Raw genomic sequence first — 18,311 nt, forward strand, 5'->3', positions numbered from 1 at the left:
TATTTTATGCCTGCCGGGATGTGCGAGCCGGCAGGCCGTTAGCAGGCAATGACGAAAACCGAGCGCCCTCTTAGCTCAGCTGGATAGAGCAACTGCCTTCTAAGCAGTAGGTCGCGCGTTCGAGCCGCGCAGAGGGCGCCAGTTGATATGCGGGCCGGGCTGGAAAGCCTGGCCTTTTTTATACGAGATCGTTCTTTATAAAGCACCCTTTACAATGACCAATATATGAGTTATACTGATTAGCATTATTGATTTGTTCCGTCAACGCTTTATAAGGAGATGGAAATGTCAGACAAGCATCCTTATATTGTTGCACAAGGAAATCTTATCCCCGTTATAATTCATTTTAGGAAAACATTCCCTTCCCCTGTTGATGCTAATACTCTTAAAAAAGTTGGGTTTGCACCAAAAAATGAAAGCTCTATTCTTAATTTGCTAAAATTCCTTAGCGTGATTGATGAAACAGGAAGCAAAACTGAAAGAGGGGCAAAGATTTTTAACTTGCACAATGACGATGATTTCCAAAGAGAATTTGGTTCGTTGGTGCAAGAGAGCTACAAAGATTTATTTGATTTGTATGGAGACAATGCGTGGACGTTAGATAAGAACGCTCTTATAACCTTTTTTAGACAAACAGATCAAACTACTGCCCTAACTGGAGAACGACAGGCGATAGCATTCCAAACTTTAGCCTATTTTGCAGGAAAGGGAGAGATTAAAACAGCACGATCTGCGGATGCGTCCGAAAAAAAGCGACCAAAGAATAGGAAACTGAGCAATGAGCTACAAACACCTCCCAACACATCCAAAGTGAAAAGGAAAGAAGGTCAGGGAGGAAATAATGGGGATATTCCAGTCGGCCTAACCGTACGTATTGAAATTAATTTACCTGCAAATGCAGAGCAAGATTCTTACGATAGGATTTTTAGGAGTATTAAGGAGCATTTACTAAATGGCTGACTATTTTGAGAAATTTGAAATAATAGTCAGAAAAGCAAAATACTTCACTGATACACCATTGTTGCCCTCTGAGGGGCTGCATTTATTCGAGGAAAGAAATATTCATCCTTCATTGCAAAACATTGCCAAAAGGTTGTTTGATGATGGTCATTTCGCTCAGGCTACTTTTGAAGCTTTTAAATTTCTTGATAAGGAGGTTCAAAGGCATGCTAAAAACAAGGAGTTTGGTGTTAAATTGATGATGCAAGTGTTTAATGAAAAATCACCTCAAATTAAACTATCCGCGTTGTCGTCAGAAAGTGAATGTGATGAACAAGAAGGCTATAAATTCTTATTCGCTGGTTCTGTTTTAGCAATACGGAATCCAAGAGGCCATGAATACATTATTAAAGATACAATAGATCAATGCCTGGATCATTTGGTTTTGGTGTCTTTGCTGCTGCGAAGATTGGATGATGCAGGATACCACTGCAAAAAAATATAGGTTATTAAAGAATGATATCTTCTTTCTTCCAGGGCCGCGCCCTGGAGCTGTGGCTGCACGGGATCACCCCGGAGCAGAGTGCGGCCGAGGTGGATTTCCTGGCTGAGGAACTCCGTGTGTCACCGGGCATGCACCTGTTGGATGCCCCCTGCGGCGGGGGCCGTCATGCCGCTGTGTTCGCCGCGCGCGGCTACCGGGTTACCGGGGTGGACCACAGCCCCGGGATGCTGGCCCTGGCGCGCCAAGCCCTGGCCCCGTACGCCGGCCGGTGCGAGGTTGTCCAGGCGGACCTGCGGGACATTGCGGGCGAGGGGCTCTATGATGGGGCCTACGCGTTCGGCAACAGTTTCGGCTATTTCGACCGCGAGGGCATGGCTGCCTACCTGGGCGCCCTGGCGCGCAGCCTGAAACCTGGGGCGTGGTTCGTGGCCGACACCGCCCTGTCCGCCGAGTCGATCCTTCCCACGCTGACCGACCACGAATGGTACGAGGCCGGGGATTTTACCGTCCTTATAGACAACACCTACCACGTAACGGAAAACCGCCTCGAAATGGAGTACCGTATCTACCGGAAAGGCTCGTCAGTGGCGGAGCTTTGCACGCTCTGTCAGTGGGTCTACAGCCTGGGCGAACTGAGCGCGATGCTCAACAGCGCCGGCCTCGAGTTGGTCGAGGCCTATGGCTCCACCACCCGCGAGCCGTTCCGGGTCGGCTCGGGCTGGCTCGTTTTCACCGCCCGGAAGACCGCCTGAGATTCTACTCCCCAGCCCCCCCGGCAAAACATTTCTCCCCGGTTTTTGGATAAAAAGTCCTGTCTGCAGTGATTCAAATCGATTTTTTCTATTTTTCAGACGACGGGGCCTCAAAATTACCGGTATTATCCGGGAGAGCACTTGCGAGTCGATTCCATCGATCCACGGATGCGACTGAAGGATAAGGCTTTAGGTATTGAAATGCAATAATTATCGTCTGGTTTGATGAATTTGAATCATGACAAACTGGATTGACGGCTGGTGCCGTTTCGGGTATAATCCGGTAACTGTGGATTTGATTCTCAAGTTAGGCAGGCAGTGATAAAATGTGGAATCATTTCATGTGTAAAGTTGTTACCTTAAACGGTTGAAACGTAAATAAAGATTGGCCTCGGTGTTTTTAGACTTTATGGAATTGTCACGGCTAATCAAATTACTGGTCGTATTTCTTGAGGAGGGGATGGGAGATTAATAATGTCAAAGTTAGGATTGAGAGAATACTGCTATCAATTGAACACCCGGCGGATTGCGATCTGAAAGCCAGCAGGTCGATTTCGCAATGCCTGCCGATTCTGCAATGCACTCCAACAGGATTTGAGACGACATCGGGAAATGGTGAGATTGGTCTACTCAACCTTTGACGGCATGTAACAGATGATTGTGAACGGGCGCGGAAATTTGATCCGCGGGAGCGCAGCAGGCGTGAGTCTACTCGATAGAAATAAGGAGAGCACCCCCGGTGAAGCGGTGAGGAACGGAACCGAATATCGGGGCCCGGACCAGGCTTTGATCCGGAAGTATTTCCAGGACAGCGCGGAGGCTTGTCTCGTGCTGGATGCCACGGGCCGGGTCAGTGTTGCCAACACCCAGGCCCACGGGATGTGCCCTCGTGAAAGCCGTCTTGTCGGACGTGAATGGACTGCGCTTTTTGTCACGCGTTCGATGCGTAGCCGGGTTAAGCAGGAATTCCTGCGATTTCTGGCCGTTGGGACAGGTAAATACGAAATCGAATGCAAACTCCCGGGCAGCGCGCGGGTCGGCGGAGGAATCGTCTGGAGCCATGTCGCCTGCCGGGATGAGATAACCGGCGGGACAGTTGTCCTTTCCACCGGCCGGGACATCGCCAGCAATCTGAAAGAGCGGGAGGAACGCCAGGTGCTGCTGGCGTCCTCCTCGGCCTTGTACGGACGGAGTTTTTTCGATCATCTGGTCAAGGCGGTGAGTCTCTGGCTCGGGGCGGATGGGGTGCTGTTCGGCCGGATAACAGACCAGGGCCGGAGAGTGGAGTCAATATCATATTATCTGGACAGAAAGCACTTGCGCGGGATACGCTATCCTCTGGAGGGCACGCCCTGCGCCGACACGCTGAAGACGTGGTTCCTCCACTATCCCGAGTCTGTCTGCCTGCATTATCCGAAAGCCACCAACCTGAGCCGCTTGAAAATGGAGGGCTATGTCGGGCTGCCGCTCAGGGGCGCCCGGGGGGAGGTAATCGGCCTTCTGGTAGCAGTTTCACGCCGGAGGCTTGAACTGCCGGTCTTCGCCCGCGAGACCCTGCCTCTGATCGCGGCCCGCCTGGCCTCGGACCTGGAGCGCTGCGATGCGCGCGAGGACCTGGTCCGAAGCGAAAGACGGTTCCGCGAACTCTTTTTCAATGCACCCATCGCCTACCAGTCGCTGGATGTGCGGGGACGGATACTCAACGTAAACCAAGCCTGGCTCGACATGCTGGGCTACACCCGGGAAGAGGTGATTGGCCGGCCCTATATCGAGATCCTTCCACGGAACAAGCGTGGCCAATTCCCCTGCTCGTTCAGTCGGATGAAGAAAATGGGCGGCTTACGGGGGGCCGAGCTGGAACTGGAACACAAGAGCGGACGGCGGTTGCTGGTGTCCGTGGACGGCAACGTGGTTATGGATGCGCAAGGACGGTTCAGCCGGACCTACTGCATGCTGACCGACATCACCGAGCGCCGCAAGGCCGAGAATGCCCTGGAGGAGGAAAGGAAAAAGCTGACCCTGAGCCTGGAGTATGAAAAGATCATCTCCGGCTCGGCCTCGCAGCTCAATTCCTCCGAGTCGTTCCAGAACACGATAGATGAAATCCTGCTGGTGCTGGGGGACAAGCTGTGGCTTGACAGCGCCGGTTTCTACAGTTTCGATGAGCCGGCCGGGACAGCGGTGAGGCTCAGCCTGTGGGTCCGGGTCGAGTCAGCCCTGAAAAAGCTGCTGCCCGAGAGTATCCAGCTCAGCCGGTACGAAAGACTGTTCAAACGGATTCTCGGCGGGCGGGACCTGATTATCGACGACATTGCGAGCGTTCCCGATCGCAACCATTCGGGCCTGGCCGTTTTCGGCGGCTCGGCGATATATGTCTGTCCGCTGGTGATCGCGGGCCTGACCAAAGGTTTCCTCGTGTTCCTGCGCCGCGGCACGGTGCGCTGGGCAAAAGAGGAAATCGGCGCCCTGCGGGTGATTTCGGACCTCATCGTGGGGGCCTGGGAGAGGCATTCACATTTCCAGGCCCTGCTCGAATCCGAGCGGGGGCGGGTCGAGGCGGTGCGGCTGGCCGAGGAATCGGCGCGGCTGGCCTCCATCGGCGTGCTGGCTGCGGGAATCACCCATGAGATCAACCAGCCGTTGAACGCAATCAAGATCACCACCGACAGCATCCTGCTCTGGATCCAGATGAACCAGGGCCTCCTGCCGGAGGAATTCGGCGACTGGCTGCAGCTTATCCCGGCGCATGTGAACCGGATCGTGGAAATCATCCAGCAGATGCGTTCTTACTGGGTGCCGACAGAAAAGGCCGAGGTGCGCGAGCTGAACCTCAACGAATCGATCCGCAAGGCGCTTTCGCTGGTCGACACCCAGTTGTACAATCACGGCATCCATCTGGATATTCGGCTGGCCGCGGGGGAGCTTGTGCTGGTGGGCAATGCGATTCACCTGGAGCAGGTGCTGATAAACCTGGTGGTCAACGCCATGCAGGCCCTCGACACCGAACAGCACCGGGACAAGTGGATTCGTGTCAGCACCCGCCGCCGTCAGCAGCGCATCATCCTCAAGGTCGAAGACAACGGTCCGGGGTTCAAGATACCGAACGTGGAGAAAATATTCGATCCGTTTTACAGCACGAAACGCCAGGGCACGGGCAGCGGCCTCGGCCTGGCCATTGTCAGGCGTTTCGTCACCGAGCACGGCGGCAGCATAACGGCGGCTAACGGCAAAAAGGCGGGAGCGGTGTTCACGATCAGCCTTCCGGCTTGGGGAAAAGAGGACTGACTGGATGAACATACTGCTTGTCGACGATACGGCCCTGGACCGGAGAATCCTGTCGGATTATCTGGTCAATCAACTTGGGCACAGCGTCATCTCCTGCGAGGATGGGATCCAGGCCTGCGAGTGTTTCTCCAAGGACCCCACCCCCCTGGTGATAAGCGATTTCCGGATGCCGGGCTGTAACGGGATCGAGCTGCTCAAGCGGATCAAATCCACCCCGGCCGGGGAGTTGACCGATGTCGTGCTGATCACCGGGCACGGTGATCTGGACACCGCGATTGCCGCCCTGCGCGGCGGGGCCTACGATTATCTGCGCAAGCCGATCAACCTCCTGGAACTCACCGCGGTGGTCCAGCGCGTGCTGGAACACCAGCGTCTGCTGCGCGACAACATAGAGCTGACCAGCCGTTTCGAGGCCCGTGTGGCCGAGGCCACGCGGGAGACCGAGGAACGCCTGGAACGCATCCGCAGCGCATATGCCGGCGCGGTTGGGATCGGACGGATCGGGATTTTTTCCGAACGCATGCGCGATGTGATCGATATGGCGCAGCGGCTGCATCAGGACCGCTCGGTCCCCGTGCTGATCGAGGGTGAGACCGGCACCGGCAAGGAGATCATCGCCCGTCTGGTGCATTTCGGCGCGGCCGAGACCGCGGCGCCCTTTGTCACGATCAACTGCTCGGCGATAGCTCCCACCCTGTTCGAAAGCGAGCTGTTCGGCTACGAGGGGGGGGCTTTCACCGGGGCCAAGAAATCCGGCCAGATTGGCAAGCTTGAGCTCGCCGCCGGGGGGACGCTCTTTCTGGACGAGATCGGCGATATGCCGCTGGAGCTGCAACCGAAGCTGTTGCGGGTGCTCCAGGAAAGGGAATTCTACCGGGTGGGCGGCCTGAAAAACAACCGCCTGGATGTGAGGATCATCTGCGCCACCAACCGCGATCTCGATCAGATGGTGGAAAGCGGCGCGTTCCGCCGCGACCTGTTCTACCGCCTGAATGTGGGGATGATCAGGCTTGCGCCGCTGCGTCAGCGCCAGGAAGACATAGTCCCGCTGGCCGAGATGTTCCTCCGTCGTTTGTCCGAACAGAAAAAGCGCAAGTTCAAGGATATAGACCCCGCTGCGGCCAGCCTGCTCGTGGAGCACGAGTGGCCGGGCAATGTCAGGGAGCTGCAGAACGCGATGGAACGGGTCGTGCTTCTTTATGATGACGCCAGGGTGCGGCCGGAACACCTGAATTTCCTGCGGCCACAGGACGTGCTGGAGCAGGCCGGAGTGGGCAGGAATCACAGAGGCTTGCTGGAGATAGCTTTCCCGGAAGAAAGCTGTAAACTCGCGGAGCTGGAAAAAAGGATCACGCAGCATGTCCTTGAGATGTTCGATGGGAATAAAACAATGGCCGCCAAATATTTGGACATTACCCGCAACACGTTGAGGAGCAAGCTGGGCGATCCCTGAGCGGTTAGTATTCAACCGGTTAAAAATTGATCGTTGGTTATTAAATGATCGGCCCGTGGAGACTTTTCACGGGCCTTTCTTTTGTTACGTCCATGGCTCACAGGCTGTTCTGAACAGATTGAGTGATAGAGTACCTCTGGCATCGTTTTTGTAATGCACCGATGCAACCACAGAGCAAACCGAGGAGGCAAAGCGAGTGAAAATGCAAACTCAAGAAGACACTGTCACAAAGGTTGAGAAAATGAAGCACGGTTTGAACATCATGTTGATAGACGATGACGAGGGCTGTCTTAAGGTGATGAGCCGCGCGCTCGAGCTGTTCAAGTTCAACAACCGCCAGTTCAACAGCCCCAGCCGGGCGATCGAGGCTTTCCGCAATGGGGACTTTAACCTGGTGGTTACGGATTTCAAAATGGGGGAGATGGACGGTTTGGAGGTCATTAAGCAGATCAAGAAGATCGACCCGCGGATACGGGTGATCATGTTGACCGGACTGACCGGCGCCAACAGTCAATCCAGGGCGGAGGACATAGGAGTGTACGCCTATTTCCCGAAACCTCTCGACATGAAGACATTTCTGGGCACCATATCCCGCTTGGAGGAAGAGATAGTGGCCGGCCGCATGGAGAATTTCAAGGAGTGAACTCGAACCAGAGCTTAGTTTGACGATGTATGTCAAGTTTCGGCGGCTGGCAAAAACCGGAGTTATCGGGGGAATCATGGACATCAAAAAGCGACTCGGTACAAAGATATGTGGCGGTTTCGGTACTCTTATCCTCGTGGCGTTGTTACTCGGGTCGATGGCGGTCTGGAACATGAGCCGTGTCGGACGTGAATCGCGTATTCTCAACCGGGAGTATATTCCGGAGGTGACACTGGCCAACGCCCTGGAGCGCAACTGGCATGGCACAATGCTCGGCATGCGCAGCTATGCGCTTTCGAGTGATAAAAAGTACCTGGATGAGAGCCGGGCCAGCCTGGACGAGGTGAAAAAAAACCTCCAGAAAGCGGATGAACTCGGGAAAGCCTCGACAAACCTGGGCGGATTTGTCGAGTCCAACACTGCGATACAGAATGGTGTGTCTGAATATGAAAACCTCGCCGAACAGTCGGGAAACAAGCTTGAGGAAATGGAAAAAATCCGGGGGAGGCTTAAAGATGCAGCCGCCCTGTACGTGGAAAACTGCGGCCAGTTCCATGAGGACCAGGAGCGGATGCTGCGCGAGGAAATGGATAAAGGGCTCGGCGCGGCCAAGCTGAAAGAACGCTTGCACAAGCTCAACCTGGTCGATGAGGTCGATGAGATGGGCGCCGAGATCCGAACGGCGGTCCTCGAGGCCGAGATAATACGTGATGATGCGCCGGTCCTGGCCGCCGCCGCTAAGTTCGACCAGATCAACCAGAGGCTGGACGAGTTGCAGGGCATCACCCGCCAGCAGGTCAACCTGGACCAGATACGGACCATCCGGACCTCGCTGGATGACTATCGCCGCGAGACGAAGGCATTGACCGACGACTGGCTCGAACTCACCCGTCTCACCCAGGCGCGCACAGCAACGGCCAACGCGGTGCTGGAGTCGGTCCAGGCCCAGGCCAGTCAAGGCCTGGAAAGAACGGTCAAGGTGGCCGATCTGGCCGACACTTCGCTCCATTCGTCCTCTTTCATCATGGTTATCGGTCTGGTGGCGGCCCTGGTGGTGGGCCTGGTGCTGGCCTGGAAGCTCACCTGCATGATCACCCGCCCGGTGGGAGAACTCACCCGTATCGCCGGATCGATCGCCGAGGGCGACCTGAGCGAGAAGATCGACATCCAGCGTGAGGATGAGGTCGGGATGCTGGCCGATTCGTTCCGCAAGATGCAGCAGGCTCTGAACGACAAGGCCCTGGCCTCGGAACACATCGCCAACGGCGACCTTTCGGTCGAGGTGCGGGTCGCCTCGGAGCGGGATGTCCTGGGCAAGGCGATGGTCCGGATGGTGGAGAGCCTCAAGGCGATGAACAGCGAGGTTTCGGGACTGACCCGGGCGGCGCTGAAAGGCGACTTGGACGTGCGGGCCGAAACGGGACGTCACCGCGGCGAATACTCAAGCATCATCAAGGGCATCAACGACCTGCTCGAAGCCATAGTCAATCCGATCCGCGAGGCGGCAGCGGTCCTGGCCGCGGCTTCCGACAAGGACCTGACCAACCGGGTGAACGGGACTTTCAGCGGCCAGCTCGATGAGTTCAAGAACAACATCAACTCGACCATCGGATCGCTGGGGGAGGCCCTGGTCCAGGTGTCCGAGGCGGTCGAGCAGGTCAATGCCGCCAGCACCCAGATCTCCTCGGGCAGCCAGAGCCTGGCCCAGGGGGCGAACGAGCAGGCCAGCGCGCTGGAGGAGATTTCGGCCAGTCTCGAACAAATGTCATCCATGACCCGCCAGAACGCGGACAACGCGCATCAGGCGAAAGAGCTGTCGCTCGATTCGCGGCAGTCGGCAGAGGAGGGCCAGAGGGCGATGCAGAAAATGGTCGAGGCCATCGACCGGATCAAGGCCTCTTCCGACGAGACGGCCAAGATCGTGAAGACCATCGATGAGATCGCTTTCCAGACCAACCTTCTGGCCCTGAACGCCGCGGTCGAGGCGGCCCGGGCCGGGGATGCGGGCAAGGGCTTCGCCGTGGTGGCCGAGGAAGTGCGCTCCCTGGCGCAGCGCAGCGCCGAGGCGGCCAAGAACACGGCCCAGATGATCGATGATTCGGTCAGGAACGCCGAAAACGGCGTGAACATCACTTCCGAGGTGGCCTCCGCCCTGGGCAAGATTGCCGCCAGCGCCTCTAAAACCAACGAGTTGATCTCCGAAATAGCCAGCGCCGCCAAAGAGCAGTCTCAGGGAATCGAGCAGGTGAACGTCGCGGTCTCCAGGCTGGACGAGGTCACGCAGAGCAACGCCTCCAATTCCGAGGAAAGCGCCAGTGCGGCCGAGGAGCTTAACAGTCAGTCATCGGAGCTGCATCACATGCTGGCCGAGTTCAAGCTGGATTGGAACGGGGACGCGAATGCGCGTCAGGGTTCGCCGCAGAGGCGGCCGCGCGAGTCGAAGAACGGCATGCAGGCGGCCAACCGGCTGCCCGAGGCTGCGGTGGAAACGGCAGGTCAGGCACGGCCTGTTCCGGGGACACTGGTGAAGGCCCCGAAAAACGGCAACGGTGGCGGGAAGAATGGCAACGGTGGCGGCAGCAATGGCAACGGGGGCCTGAAATCGGCCGCCCGGGCGCTGATACCGCTGAATGAGGAGGATTTCAAGAATTTCTGAGCTGGAATTGAAGCGGCACAGGGGAGGCACTGTTTGACACGGATGTGGAACAGTCGCTGCCGGGGGCGGGACAAACGGCTCCGCAGGTACTTAAATAAACTCAAGGAGACTGGCCATCCGTACACGATCTGAACTTGGGAAGCGGGGAGGGAACCCCTCAATCAGCTCTCCTCTTTAGCTCCAACCCAGCAAACGGGGCGTCGATGGAAGGATTGTCGGCGCCCCGTTGATATTTTTGTCATGATTAATGTCATTACTGTGATAAACACTGCGATATTGATATTATGGTCGGTAAATTAATTGTTGACAACCGGGTTTAATCCGGGTGTAATCGTTCGGGCTGCACTTTACAGCCCACTTGGTAAAAAGTAGATTGATTAAGTTATATTTTTCAGTTTGGGCCGGGGGATCATTCTGCATAGAACGAAAGCCCACAGCCGTACCGGTCAAGGAGAAGCGGATCGGCGAGTCGAATGTGATGCGGCGTCTCAGTCGCAGCATACCGAGGGGTGAAACATGACAGACAAGCCTGAACGTCAAGAACCTCATGGTTTGAACCAGGCTGATCTTATTGCGAGACTCAAGCGGACCGGGGAAGAACTGGCTTCGCTCCGTTCGCTCTACAGGAACTCGGTTGAGGAACTGGACAGGAGCAACAGAACGCGGCCCTCAATCCGGGCGGTAAAACGCGTGCCCGAGGTCCAGCTCGACCGGAAGTTGCGAATCGTCGATTACAGTGGCGATATGTTCCTGATCGAACAGGAGGTTGCGGCGCTGGCCGCCGCCAAAGCCCCCCTTGCCAGCCTGATCGGCGACACGGCCGCCGTCCGGGTCAAATCCCATCTGGATAGAATCGACAGCCAGTACGCACGGCAGTCCTTTCCGGATGAGGGCTGGGCCCTGCGCTACCAGGGCCCCGGTGCAGTCTCAGAGCTGGGTTCGTTCTGGCGGCCGCAGGTTGACGGCGGTTGCCGCGGCTGGCAGGTGATGGCCTCGGACAGCGGGCTGTCCATCTGCCACGCTCCACACCCGGAAACGGAACGCGACTGTTGTCTGATGTCGGAGCAGGAATTCGGGGGGGCGAGCGAGGACGTGAAGCTGGCGTTCGTGATCCGCACGCCCGGGGACCCGCAGTCGATCCAAGGCCTGACGGTGATACTATCGGGCGCATCGGCCGAGGGGAACACTCCGCTGGTTGAGGCCGGGTACGCTTTCTGCTGCGGCTTGTCAGGCAACAGGGCATTCGGCATCCAGCGCCAGTCGGACAATACCGCCAGGTGTGAGGCGGCCCTGGAGCCGGGGCGGGAATATGTTGTGACAGCCGAGAGAGTGGGGGGCTGGCTGCGGCTGAAAGTGGCTGAACACCCTGGAGGCCGTTCCGTTGTCGAGTTGAGAGGCATGGATTCGGATGCAGTCTACGGTAAGCACAACCATGTCGGGTTCGCCGCTTTCTCGGGCCGGGCCGAAATCAGGGATGTCCGGATCTTCACCCGGCCCTCCGCGCACCCGATATCGGATTTCCAGATACCCTTTGATTGTAAAGTTGAGCTCGGCTCGCACCGAGCGCCGCGGTTCTTGCGTCTGCGGCTCAGGCAGGACGCACTGTCGCAACATATCGGGCTGATGTTCGAGGAAATGCCGGAAACGTCTCCGCTGGAACACGCTCCGGCGCAGGAGCGGGCGCATTTGACCTCGATATTCGACAGTATCAACGAGCCAATCTACGCCATCGATATAAACACTTTCGAGGTGCTGTATGTCAACCGCTACCTGCGGGACCTGCTGGGCCATGATCCGGTGGGCAAGCCCTGCTACAGCGTTTTGCAGAGCTTTTCGGAGCCCTGTGAGTTCTGCACTAACGAGCAGGTCAAAAAGCTGGCTGGAATCCCGCTGAAATGGGAGCAGTACAACCGGAAACTGCACCGTCATTTCCTGATCACCGACCGGCTGATCAACTGGCCGGACGGCCGTGAGGCGCGTTTGGAACTGGCCATTGACACGACCCAGCAGAAAAGGGCGGAAAAGTCTCTGCGGGAAAGCGAAAACCGGTATAAGACTATCTACGAAAAAACTCTGAACCCCATCATTATTGTGGACATGAATGGGATTATATTCGATTGCAACCGGGCCGCTTCGGCCTTTCTGGAAATGTCCCGGGAGGGACTGAAAAAGAAAAGTCTCTTCGCCTTCCTGTGTAACGGTGACCACATGGTGGCTGTGATCGGCCAGCCGGCCCGGCTCTGGAAACGGGGCCAGGTTGTGGAAGCGGTTTTCCAAGTGAACGGCAAGCGGAAACTGCTCGACCTGGCGCTCGCTCCGGTCAGGATAGGCAACCGGAAACTGGTTCTCGGGGTGGGCCGCGACATCACGGCCCGCAAAGAGGCGGAACAGGCCCTGGCGGCGGAGAAAGAGCGCTTGGCCGTGACTCTGACCAGCATCGGGGATGCCGTGATCGCCACCAACCGCGAGGGACTGGTTTCGTTGCTGAACCCTGTGGCCGAGAGCCTCACCGGCTGGAAGCAGGAGGAGGCGGCCGGCCAGCCGCTGGAGAAGGTATTCAGGATAATCAACGAGAATACGCGGCAGGCGGTGGAAAACCCGGTGTCGCGAGTGTTGCGCGAAAGCCACGTGATCGGGCTGGCCAACCACACTGTCCTGTGCTCCAGGGATGGCCGGGAGTTCGCCATCGCCGACAGCGGGGCTCCGATCTGCGATACCGGACAGAGGATTGTCGGAGTGGTCCTGGTTTTCCGCGATGTCACCCAGCAAAGGAAGATGGAGGAGGAAATCCAGAAAGCCGCCCGGATCGAGTCGCTGGGCACATTGGCCGGCGGGATAGCCCACGATTTCAACAACATCCTCACCTCGATCATCGGCAACATTTCTCTGGCCCGGATAATGGTCGAGACCCAGCCGCGCCTGCTCGACATCTTGCAGGAGGCCGAAAAAGCCGGGTTCCGGGCGCGCGACCTCACCCAGCAGTTGCTGACTTTCGCCCGCGGCGGCGCCCCGGTCAAGGAAAAGACCACCCTGACAAAGCTCCTGCACGAAACGGTCGATTTCTCTCTGCGCGGGACCAATGTCAGAGCCGTGTATTCGATCGTCGAGGACCTCTGGTCGGTGGAGGCGGATGCGGGACAAATCAGCCAGGTGCTGAACAACCTGGTGATCAACGCCGTACAGGCCATGCCCGAGGGGGGACGTCTCAAGGTGGCGGCTGACAATGTCAGGATCGAGGGGGATGAAATGCCGCCTCTGAACGCCGGCTGTTTCATCCGGATCGAGGTGAGCGACGAGGGGATCGGTATACCGCCCGAGCACCAGGAACGCATCTTCGACCCATATTTCACCACCAAGCAGAGGGGCAGTGGACTGGGCCTTGCCACCTGCTATTCCATAATCAGGAAACACGGCGGTGCTATCGAGGTCCAGTCCAGGGTCGGGCAAGGCTCGACTTTCCGCTTTCTGCTGCCTGCGCTGAATGTGCCGCCGGTGAAGGCGTCGCGGGACAAGAAGGCCGGAAAGCCGGGAGTGCGACGGTTCGATGGGAAACGGGTTCTGGTGATGGACGATGAGAGCGCGGTCCGCAAGGTGGCCCGGGGGATGCTTGAAATGATGGGGCTGGAGGTGGAGGAGGCAGTGGATGGGGAAGAGGCCCAGCACAAATACAGAGAGTCGATCGGGGCGGGAAGGCCTTTCGACCTTGTCATCCTGGACCTGACTGTCCCGGCTGGCGCGGGCGGGCTCGAAGCGCTGAACGGCCTGAAACTGATCCAGCCCCGGGTGTGCGCCCTGGTTTCGAGCGGCTATTCCAACGACCCGGTGATGTCGGATTACATAGCGCACGGTTTCGCCGGAAGGCTCAAGAAACCTTACGAATTCGAAAGCCTGCAGCAGGTGATCGGCCGGGTGCTGGCCGGCGGATGAAGCCCTCTGTTCCACACGAAACGCTGTCTGTGCTACAAACCCATCCCTCTGTGCGTTAATCTTAACACCGGCCGGACTCTTGTCCCCCCGGCCGCTGGGCCGTAAATTGACTTATACCGGTGTGTACGCTGTATCACGCTTGCCAGGGCTGGGTCTTGAAGGCAGACAAAGGGTTGACCGATGCGTTCGGACGGGTGCACGATTACCTGCGCCTGTCCGTGACCGACCGCTGCAATCTGGGCTGTTTCTATTGCCGTCCGCAGGGCGGTTTCAGGCCGAAGAGCGGCCGCGAGTTGCTCTCCGACCTGGAGCTGCTGCGCCTGTGTCGTATTTTCGCCGGCCTGGGGGTGGGCAAGATCAGGCTCACCGGGGGCGAGCCCCTTCTGCATCCCGCACTGCCCGAGCTTATCGAATCCCTGGGCACCATCGAGGGTGTGCGCACCCTGGGCCTCACCACCAACGGCACCCGCCTGGCCGGATGCGCGGGCGAGCTGCGCCGCGCCGGGCTGAACCTGGTCAATGTCAGCCTGGACAGCCTGCGCCCGGAGCGTTTCAGCCGGATCACCGGACGGACAGTGGGGCACGCCGCGGTGCTGGAGGGGATAAGGGCGGCCCTGGAGGCGGGTTTCGACTGCGTGAAGCTCAACATGGTGGTCATCCGGGGGGTGAACGACGACGAGGTGACGGATTTCGCCGCTCTGGCCCGCAGTCTGCCGCTCACGGTGCGGTTCATCGAGTACATGCCTTTCACCGCCAACCCCTGGAAAACGGACGGTTTCGTGCCGGGAGAGGAAATCCGCCGGCGGATCGAGAGCCGGTTCAATCTGACCGGGCTGGAACCCGGCCCGCCGGGCGGCGTGGTCAGCCGCTACTGGCGGGTGGAGGAGGGTCCCGGGCGCCTGGGGTTCATTTCGGCCCTCTCGGGCCATTCCTGCGACAATTGCTCACGGCTGCGCCTGACCGCGGATGGGGCGCTGAAACTATGCCTGTTCTCTCCGTCCGTGGCGGACCTTCGCCGGCCACTGCGCGAGGGCGCCCCGGATGAGCAGATCGCGCGGACAATCCGGGACGCGATGCGGCTCAAGCCCGCCACGCACCCTCCGGCTGAGCAGTTAGCTGGCCTGGAGGGCCGGGTGATGACTCAGATCGGCGGTTGAGATACAGGATCAGCCAGGGGCTATAATCTATTGAAACCAAAGGGTGCTGTAACTGATGGCGGAAGGGTTGTGGCGGTCTGCACCAGCTCGCGGCGCGGGGTGGCCAAGACTGCCGTGGCTGGCGCGTTGTTAGTCGCAGATTCAGGGATCGAGGGGGATGCCCATGCCGGCCCTGGGGAGCGTCAGGTCAGCCTGCTGGCCGGGGAGAGTATCGATGTCATGCGTGCCAGGAGCGGCATGACCCTGGAGCCGGGGGCGTTCGGCGAGAACCTTGTCACCCGCGGGATCGACCTTACCGCGCTGCAGCCCGGGGATTGCCTGGCCGCGGGCGAGGCGCTGCTGCGGATAACCCGGATCGGCAAGGAGTGCCACAGCCGCTGCGCGATCTACTACAGCGCCGGTGATTGTATCATGCCGCGCGAGGGGGTGTTCGCCGCCGTGCTCCGCGGCGGACGGGTGAAGCCGGGGGATTCCCTGACACGGGTGGTCAGCGCAGAATGAGCGCCGCTTCACTTGACAGTTTCCGGCAGTCGCTTTATATTTTTGTGTCATTCGACTTTCATGGTGGGCGTAGCTCAGTCGGTAGAGCACATGGTTGTGGCCCATGTGGCCGTGGGTTCAAGTCCCATCGCTCACCCCATTTTTGTACCTCGGCCAGGTATGGCTTCTCTGCTTGATGGCCTGCGGTGCGGCTCGATAAGGAACTCCCGGCGGTTTTCGGCTGCCGGGAGTTCTTTGTTTGAGGCCGGCCGCTCGAAGAAATAGTTGTCCCCGGCCCGGCGGGATGTTATTTATGCAGTGCGGCGCGTATGTGAGAACAGCGATGCGCCTGAGACGGCAGTTCATCCGGGGACGATAAACGTAAGGAGAGCCGGAAGATGAAAGAAACGCCCGTGGTCGTTCTGGCAGTGATAAGCGTGAAGAAAGGCAAGGAGGCCGAGGCCGAGACCCTGATGCGGGAGCTGATCCCGCCCACCCGTGCCGAGGCCGCCTGTATCAACTACAACCTGCACCGTCTGTGCGGGGACGGCAGCGTGTTCATGTTCCACGAGACCTGGGCCAGCCGTGCGAAACTGGATCAGCACCTGGCCACGCCGCACCTGACCGGGTTCCTGAGCCGGGTGGAGCCGCTGCTGACCCAGCCGGCCGAGGTGAAAGTCTGGGAGAAGATCGACTGAGTAAAACGTGCAGGCTGACCTGACATAAAAAAGGGGGCGACCCGCATCCGGGCCGTCCCCTTTGTGTTTCCTGTCAACTGGACCGCAAGGACATTCCCACGTCCTTATTTCTGGTGGGTGAACACCACCTTGTGGCACTCCACGCCCTCGATCCCGTCGAGCTGCGCGGCCAACTGGTCGAACTTCGCCTCGTCGCCCACCATTTCGAGGATTATCACACCGGCCTTGGAATTGAACGTTTCGCTCACCTCGTGCAGGCCCAGGCGGGTCTTGATGTTGTTGCCGTAGCTGGTGAAAAGCTGCTGCACTTCCGGGGCCTTCTGGACCCGGTTGGTGATATGAACGCAGAGGATAAGGTGCTTGTCCATGTTGGTTTCCTTTCGGTCCGGTAAGCTTGAGCTTGGGTATTGCCCGCAACTGCCGTCATTCTGAAATATAATCTTCTTTCCGGCTCTGGCAAGGCCGGGCACTGTTTGGAATGTGTTGAAATAAAGCTGGCGCGGAGCGCGGGGCGGGTTAAATATTAGTACCCGTGAGATTGCTGAAAACCTCTTGTAACGAAGGATCCGACGGACAGGGAGGTGCGTATCAGGCGCAGAGAGATGCTCGTGCGCTCGGCCGGGGCCGGGCTGGGTGTGCTGGGGCTGGGGGCCTGCGGCCGCGGGGCCGGCACGGTGGCTCAGGCAAAGCCCGAGGCTGACACTACATTCAAGTACCGGGTCTCGGTGGGCTGGTTGCGAGACCTGGCCTCCGAACCCACCCCGAACGACCCCTGGCCCTGCATCCGCTGGGATGACAACCTTCTGCGTGACCAACTGGCGTTCCTGGAAGCCGAGGCCCAGTGGGGCTTGAATTACGATTGTGTCTGGGGGCTGTTCCGCTCCCGCGACTGGCCGGTGCCGTTCGAGAACGTGATCGAACCGGCGCGGGCCGATAAGCTGAAGGCGTTCGTGTCAGCGGCCCACGGCCACGGGGTGAAAGTCATGGCCGGACTCGGAGTCTACAGTTGGGGCTTCGAGGAGGTGATCCGCAAGGCACCCGAGGTGACGGCCGGCGGGAACAACCCGCAGGCGATGTGCCTTCAGAGCAGCGCCGCCTGGGACTGGATGCGCCGGGTGATCGATTTTCACCTCGACCCGGCCTGGGGCCTGGATGGGGTGAGCCTGCAGTCCGCCGACCAGGGGCGCTGCGACTGCGATAAGTGCAGCCGTCTGTCCCCGGCCGAGTACCACGCCGCGATCCTTGTCCGCACCGCCGAGTACATCCGCGCCGCGCGCCCGGACTGGACCATCGGCCAGGCGTCATGGGGCCTGCGAGTGGATGATCCGCAGGAGTTCGCGCACCTCAAGCGCATCGCCGCCGCGGTGGATTACATGGTGGAAGTCAAAGAGATGTCGGCCAGCCACGGGCGGCGCTCCGAGATAATCCGTGAGCTGGGCTGCGCGTTCGGCTCGCTGGGTGGCGTGCTGATGGAGCCCCCGCAGCACTGGGACCGTCTGCGCTGGTTCGTACCCTGCGGCCTGGGCTCTGCCGGAGCGCTGGGCCGTCTGGCCGCGGAGGGCGGCTCGGCCTGCGAGTATTTCTACCGTCCCTTCGCCAACCCCTCCGAGGAGGTCGCCTGGCGCACCGGGGCGCGGGTGCTGAGTGCGCCTAAAATTCGGCCGGAGCAGGCCCTGTCCGATTCCGTGGCTGCGGTGTACCAGGCCGGGGGCGGTTGCCTGGACAGCCTGTGCGAGCTGTACACCCGGGGCGAGAACGCCTATTTCTCACGCGTGGAGTTCAGGCCGGGCGATGGCGACATCATGCTGGAGCCGCT

Annotated in this window: 13 protein-coding genes and 2 tRNA genes; 14 read left to right on the forward strand and 1 reads right to left on the reverse strand. The window is 58.9% G+C overall.

What is annotated here, in order from left to right:
* The first annotated feature begins 64 nt into the window (after positions 1–64).
* The 13 genes from LLH00_09805 to LLH00_09865 all read left to right on the forward strand — a co-directional run bounded on the left by LLH00_09805 (position 65) and on the right by LLH00_09865 (position 16,495).
* Positions 65–141, forward strand: a tRNA-Arg gene (locus LLH00_09805).
* A gap of 144 nt (positions 142–285) precedes the next feature.
* Entirely contained in the window at positions 286–960 is a 675-nt protein-coding gene (locus tag LLH00_09810; GenBank protein ID MCE5271563.1) for a DUF5343 domain-containing protein, read from the forward strand.
* Complete coding sequence (locus tag LLH00_09815) at positions 953–1,444, forward strand: TIGR02391 family protein (protein MCE5271564.1); 492 nt, start codon at positions 953–955, stop codon at positions 1,442–1,444. The genes LLH00_09810 and LLH00_09815 overlap by 8 nt, the downstream gene beginning before the upstream one ends.
* Positions 1,445–1,455: 11 nt before the next feature.
* A complete protein-coding gene (locus tag LLH00_09820; protein MCE5271565.1) occupies positions 1,456–2,196 on the forward strand; it encodes a class I SAM-dependent methyltransferase in 741 nt (246 codons plus the stop codon).
* A 786-nt stretch (positions 2,197–2,982) separates the two neighbouring features.
* On the forward strand, positions 2,983–5,481 hold the full coding sequence (locus tag LLH00_09825; protein ID MCE5271566.1) for a PAS domain S-box protein: 2,499 nt from the start codon (positions 2,983–2,985) through the stop codon (positions 5,479–5,481).
* A 4-nt stretch (positions 5,482–5,485) separates the two neighbouring features.
* Positions 5,486–6,934 (forward strand): sigma-54 dependent transcriptional regulator, encoded by a 1,449-nt coding sequence (locus tag LLH00_09830; protein ID MCE5271567.1) that lies wholly within the window; start codon positions 5,486–5,488, stop codon positions 6,932–6,934.
* 241 nt (positions 6,935–7,175) lie between these two features.
* Positions 7,176–7,577, forward strand: a complete 402-nt coding sequence (locus tag LLH00_09835; GenBank protein MCE5271568.1) for a response regulator — start codon at positions 7,176–7,178, stop codon at positions 7,575–7,577.
* Between the two features lie 76 nt (positions 7,578–7,653).
* Positions 7,654–10,233 carry a methyl-accepting chemotaxis protein gene (locus LLH00_09840; GenBank protein ID MCE5271569.1) on the forward strand — a complete coding sequence of 860 codons (2,580 nt, stop codon included), beginning with the start codon at positions 7,654–7,656 and terminating at the stop codon, positions 10,231–10,233.
* A gap of 717 nt (positions 10,234–10,950) precedes the next feature.
* Positions 10,951–14,160, forward strand: coding sequence for a PAS domain S-box protein (locus LLH00_09845; GenBank protein ID MCE5271570.1), 3,210 nt, complete (start codon positions 10,951–10,953; stop codon positions 14,158–14,160).
* Positions 14,161–14,333: 173 nt separating this feature from the next.
* Positions 14,334–15,317 carry a GTP 3',8-cyclase MoaA gene (gene moaA, locus LLH00_09850; GenBank protein ID MCE5271571.1) on the forward strand — a complete coding sequence of 328 codons (984 nt, stop codon included), beginning with the start codon at positions 14,334–14,336 and terminating at the stop codon, positions 15,315–15,317.
* Between the two features lie 69 nt (positions 15,318–15,386).
* Positions 15,387–15,818: an MOSC domain-containing protein gene (locus LLH00_09855; protein ID MCE5271572.1), complete on the forward strand. Its 432-nt coding sequence runs from the start codon at positions 15,387–15,389 to the stop codon at positions 15,816–15,818.
* Between the two features lie 63 nt (positions 15,819–15,881).
* Positions 15,882–15,957, forward strand: a tRNA-His gene (locus LLH00_09860).
* Positions 15,958–16,195: 238 nt separating this feature from the next.
* Complete coding sequence (locus LLH00_09865) at positions 16,196–16,495, forward strand: antibiotic biosynthesis monooxygenase (GenBank protein MCE5271573.1); 300 nt, start codon at positions 16,196–16,198, stop codon at positions 16,493–16,495.
* A gap of 104 nt (positions 16,496–16,599) precedes the next feature.
* On the opposite strand, the gene LLH00_09870 is transcribed toward LLH00_09865, so the two are convergent.
* Positions 16,600–16,863: a hypothetical protein gene (locus LLH00_09870; protein ID MCE5271574.1), complete on the reverse strand. Its 264-nt coding sequence runs from the start codon at positions 16,861–16,863 to the stop codon at positions 16,600–16,602.
* A 213-nt stretch (positions 16,864–17,076) separates the two neighbouring features.
* On the opposite strand from LLH00_09870, the gene LLH00_09875 reads away from it, so the two are divergent.
* A partial coding sequence (locus LLH00_09875) for a hypothetical protein (protein ID MCE5271575.1) occupies positions 17,077–18,311 on the forward strand: 1,235 nt, incomplete at its 3' end.

It is taken from the genome of bacterium (genome assembly GCA_021372515.1).
Classification (GTDB): domain Bacteria; phylum Gemmatimonadota; class Glassbacteria; order GWA2-58-10; family GWA2-58-10; genus JAJFUG01.

Excerpts from the sequence above, each read along its gene's own strand:
- LLH00_09810 (MCE5271563.1), top strand. The coding sequence starts at position 286 with ATGTCAGACAAGCATCCTTATATTGTTGCACAAGGAAATCTTATCCCC.
- LLH00_09820 (MCE5271565.1), top strand. The coding sequence starts at position 1,456 with ATGATATCTTCTTTCTTCCAGGGCCGCGCCCTGGAGCTGTGGCTGCAC.
- LLH00_09840 (MCE5271569.1), top strand. The coding sequence starts at position 7,654 with ATGGACATCAAAAAGCGACTCGGTACAAAGATATGTGGCGGTTTCGGT.
- LLH00_09870 (MCE5271574.1), bottom strand. The coding sequence starts at position 16,863 with ATGGACAAGCACCTTATCCTCTGCGTTCATATCACCAACCGGGTCCAG.
- LLH00_09865 (MCE5271573.1), top strand. The coding sequence starts at position 16,196 with ATGAAAGAAACGCCCGTGGTCGTTCTGGCAGTGATAAGCGTGAAGAAA.
- LLH00_09830 (MCE5271567.1), top strand. The coding sequence starts at position 5,486 with ATGAACATACTGCTTGTCGACGATACGGCCCTGGACCGGAGAATCCTG.
- LLH00_09815 (MCE5271564.1), top strand. The coding sequence starts at position 953 with ATGGCTGACTATTTTGAGAAATTTGAAATAATAGTCAGAAAAGCAAAA.
- LLH00_09835 (MCE5271568.1), top strand. The coding sequence starts at position 7,176 with ATGAAGCACGGTTTGAACATCATGTTGATAGACGATGACGAGGGCTGT.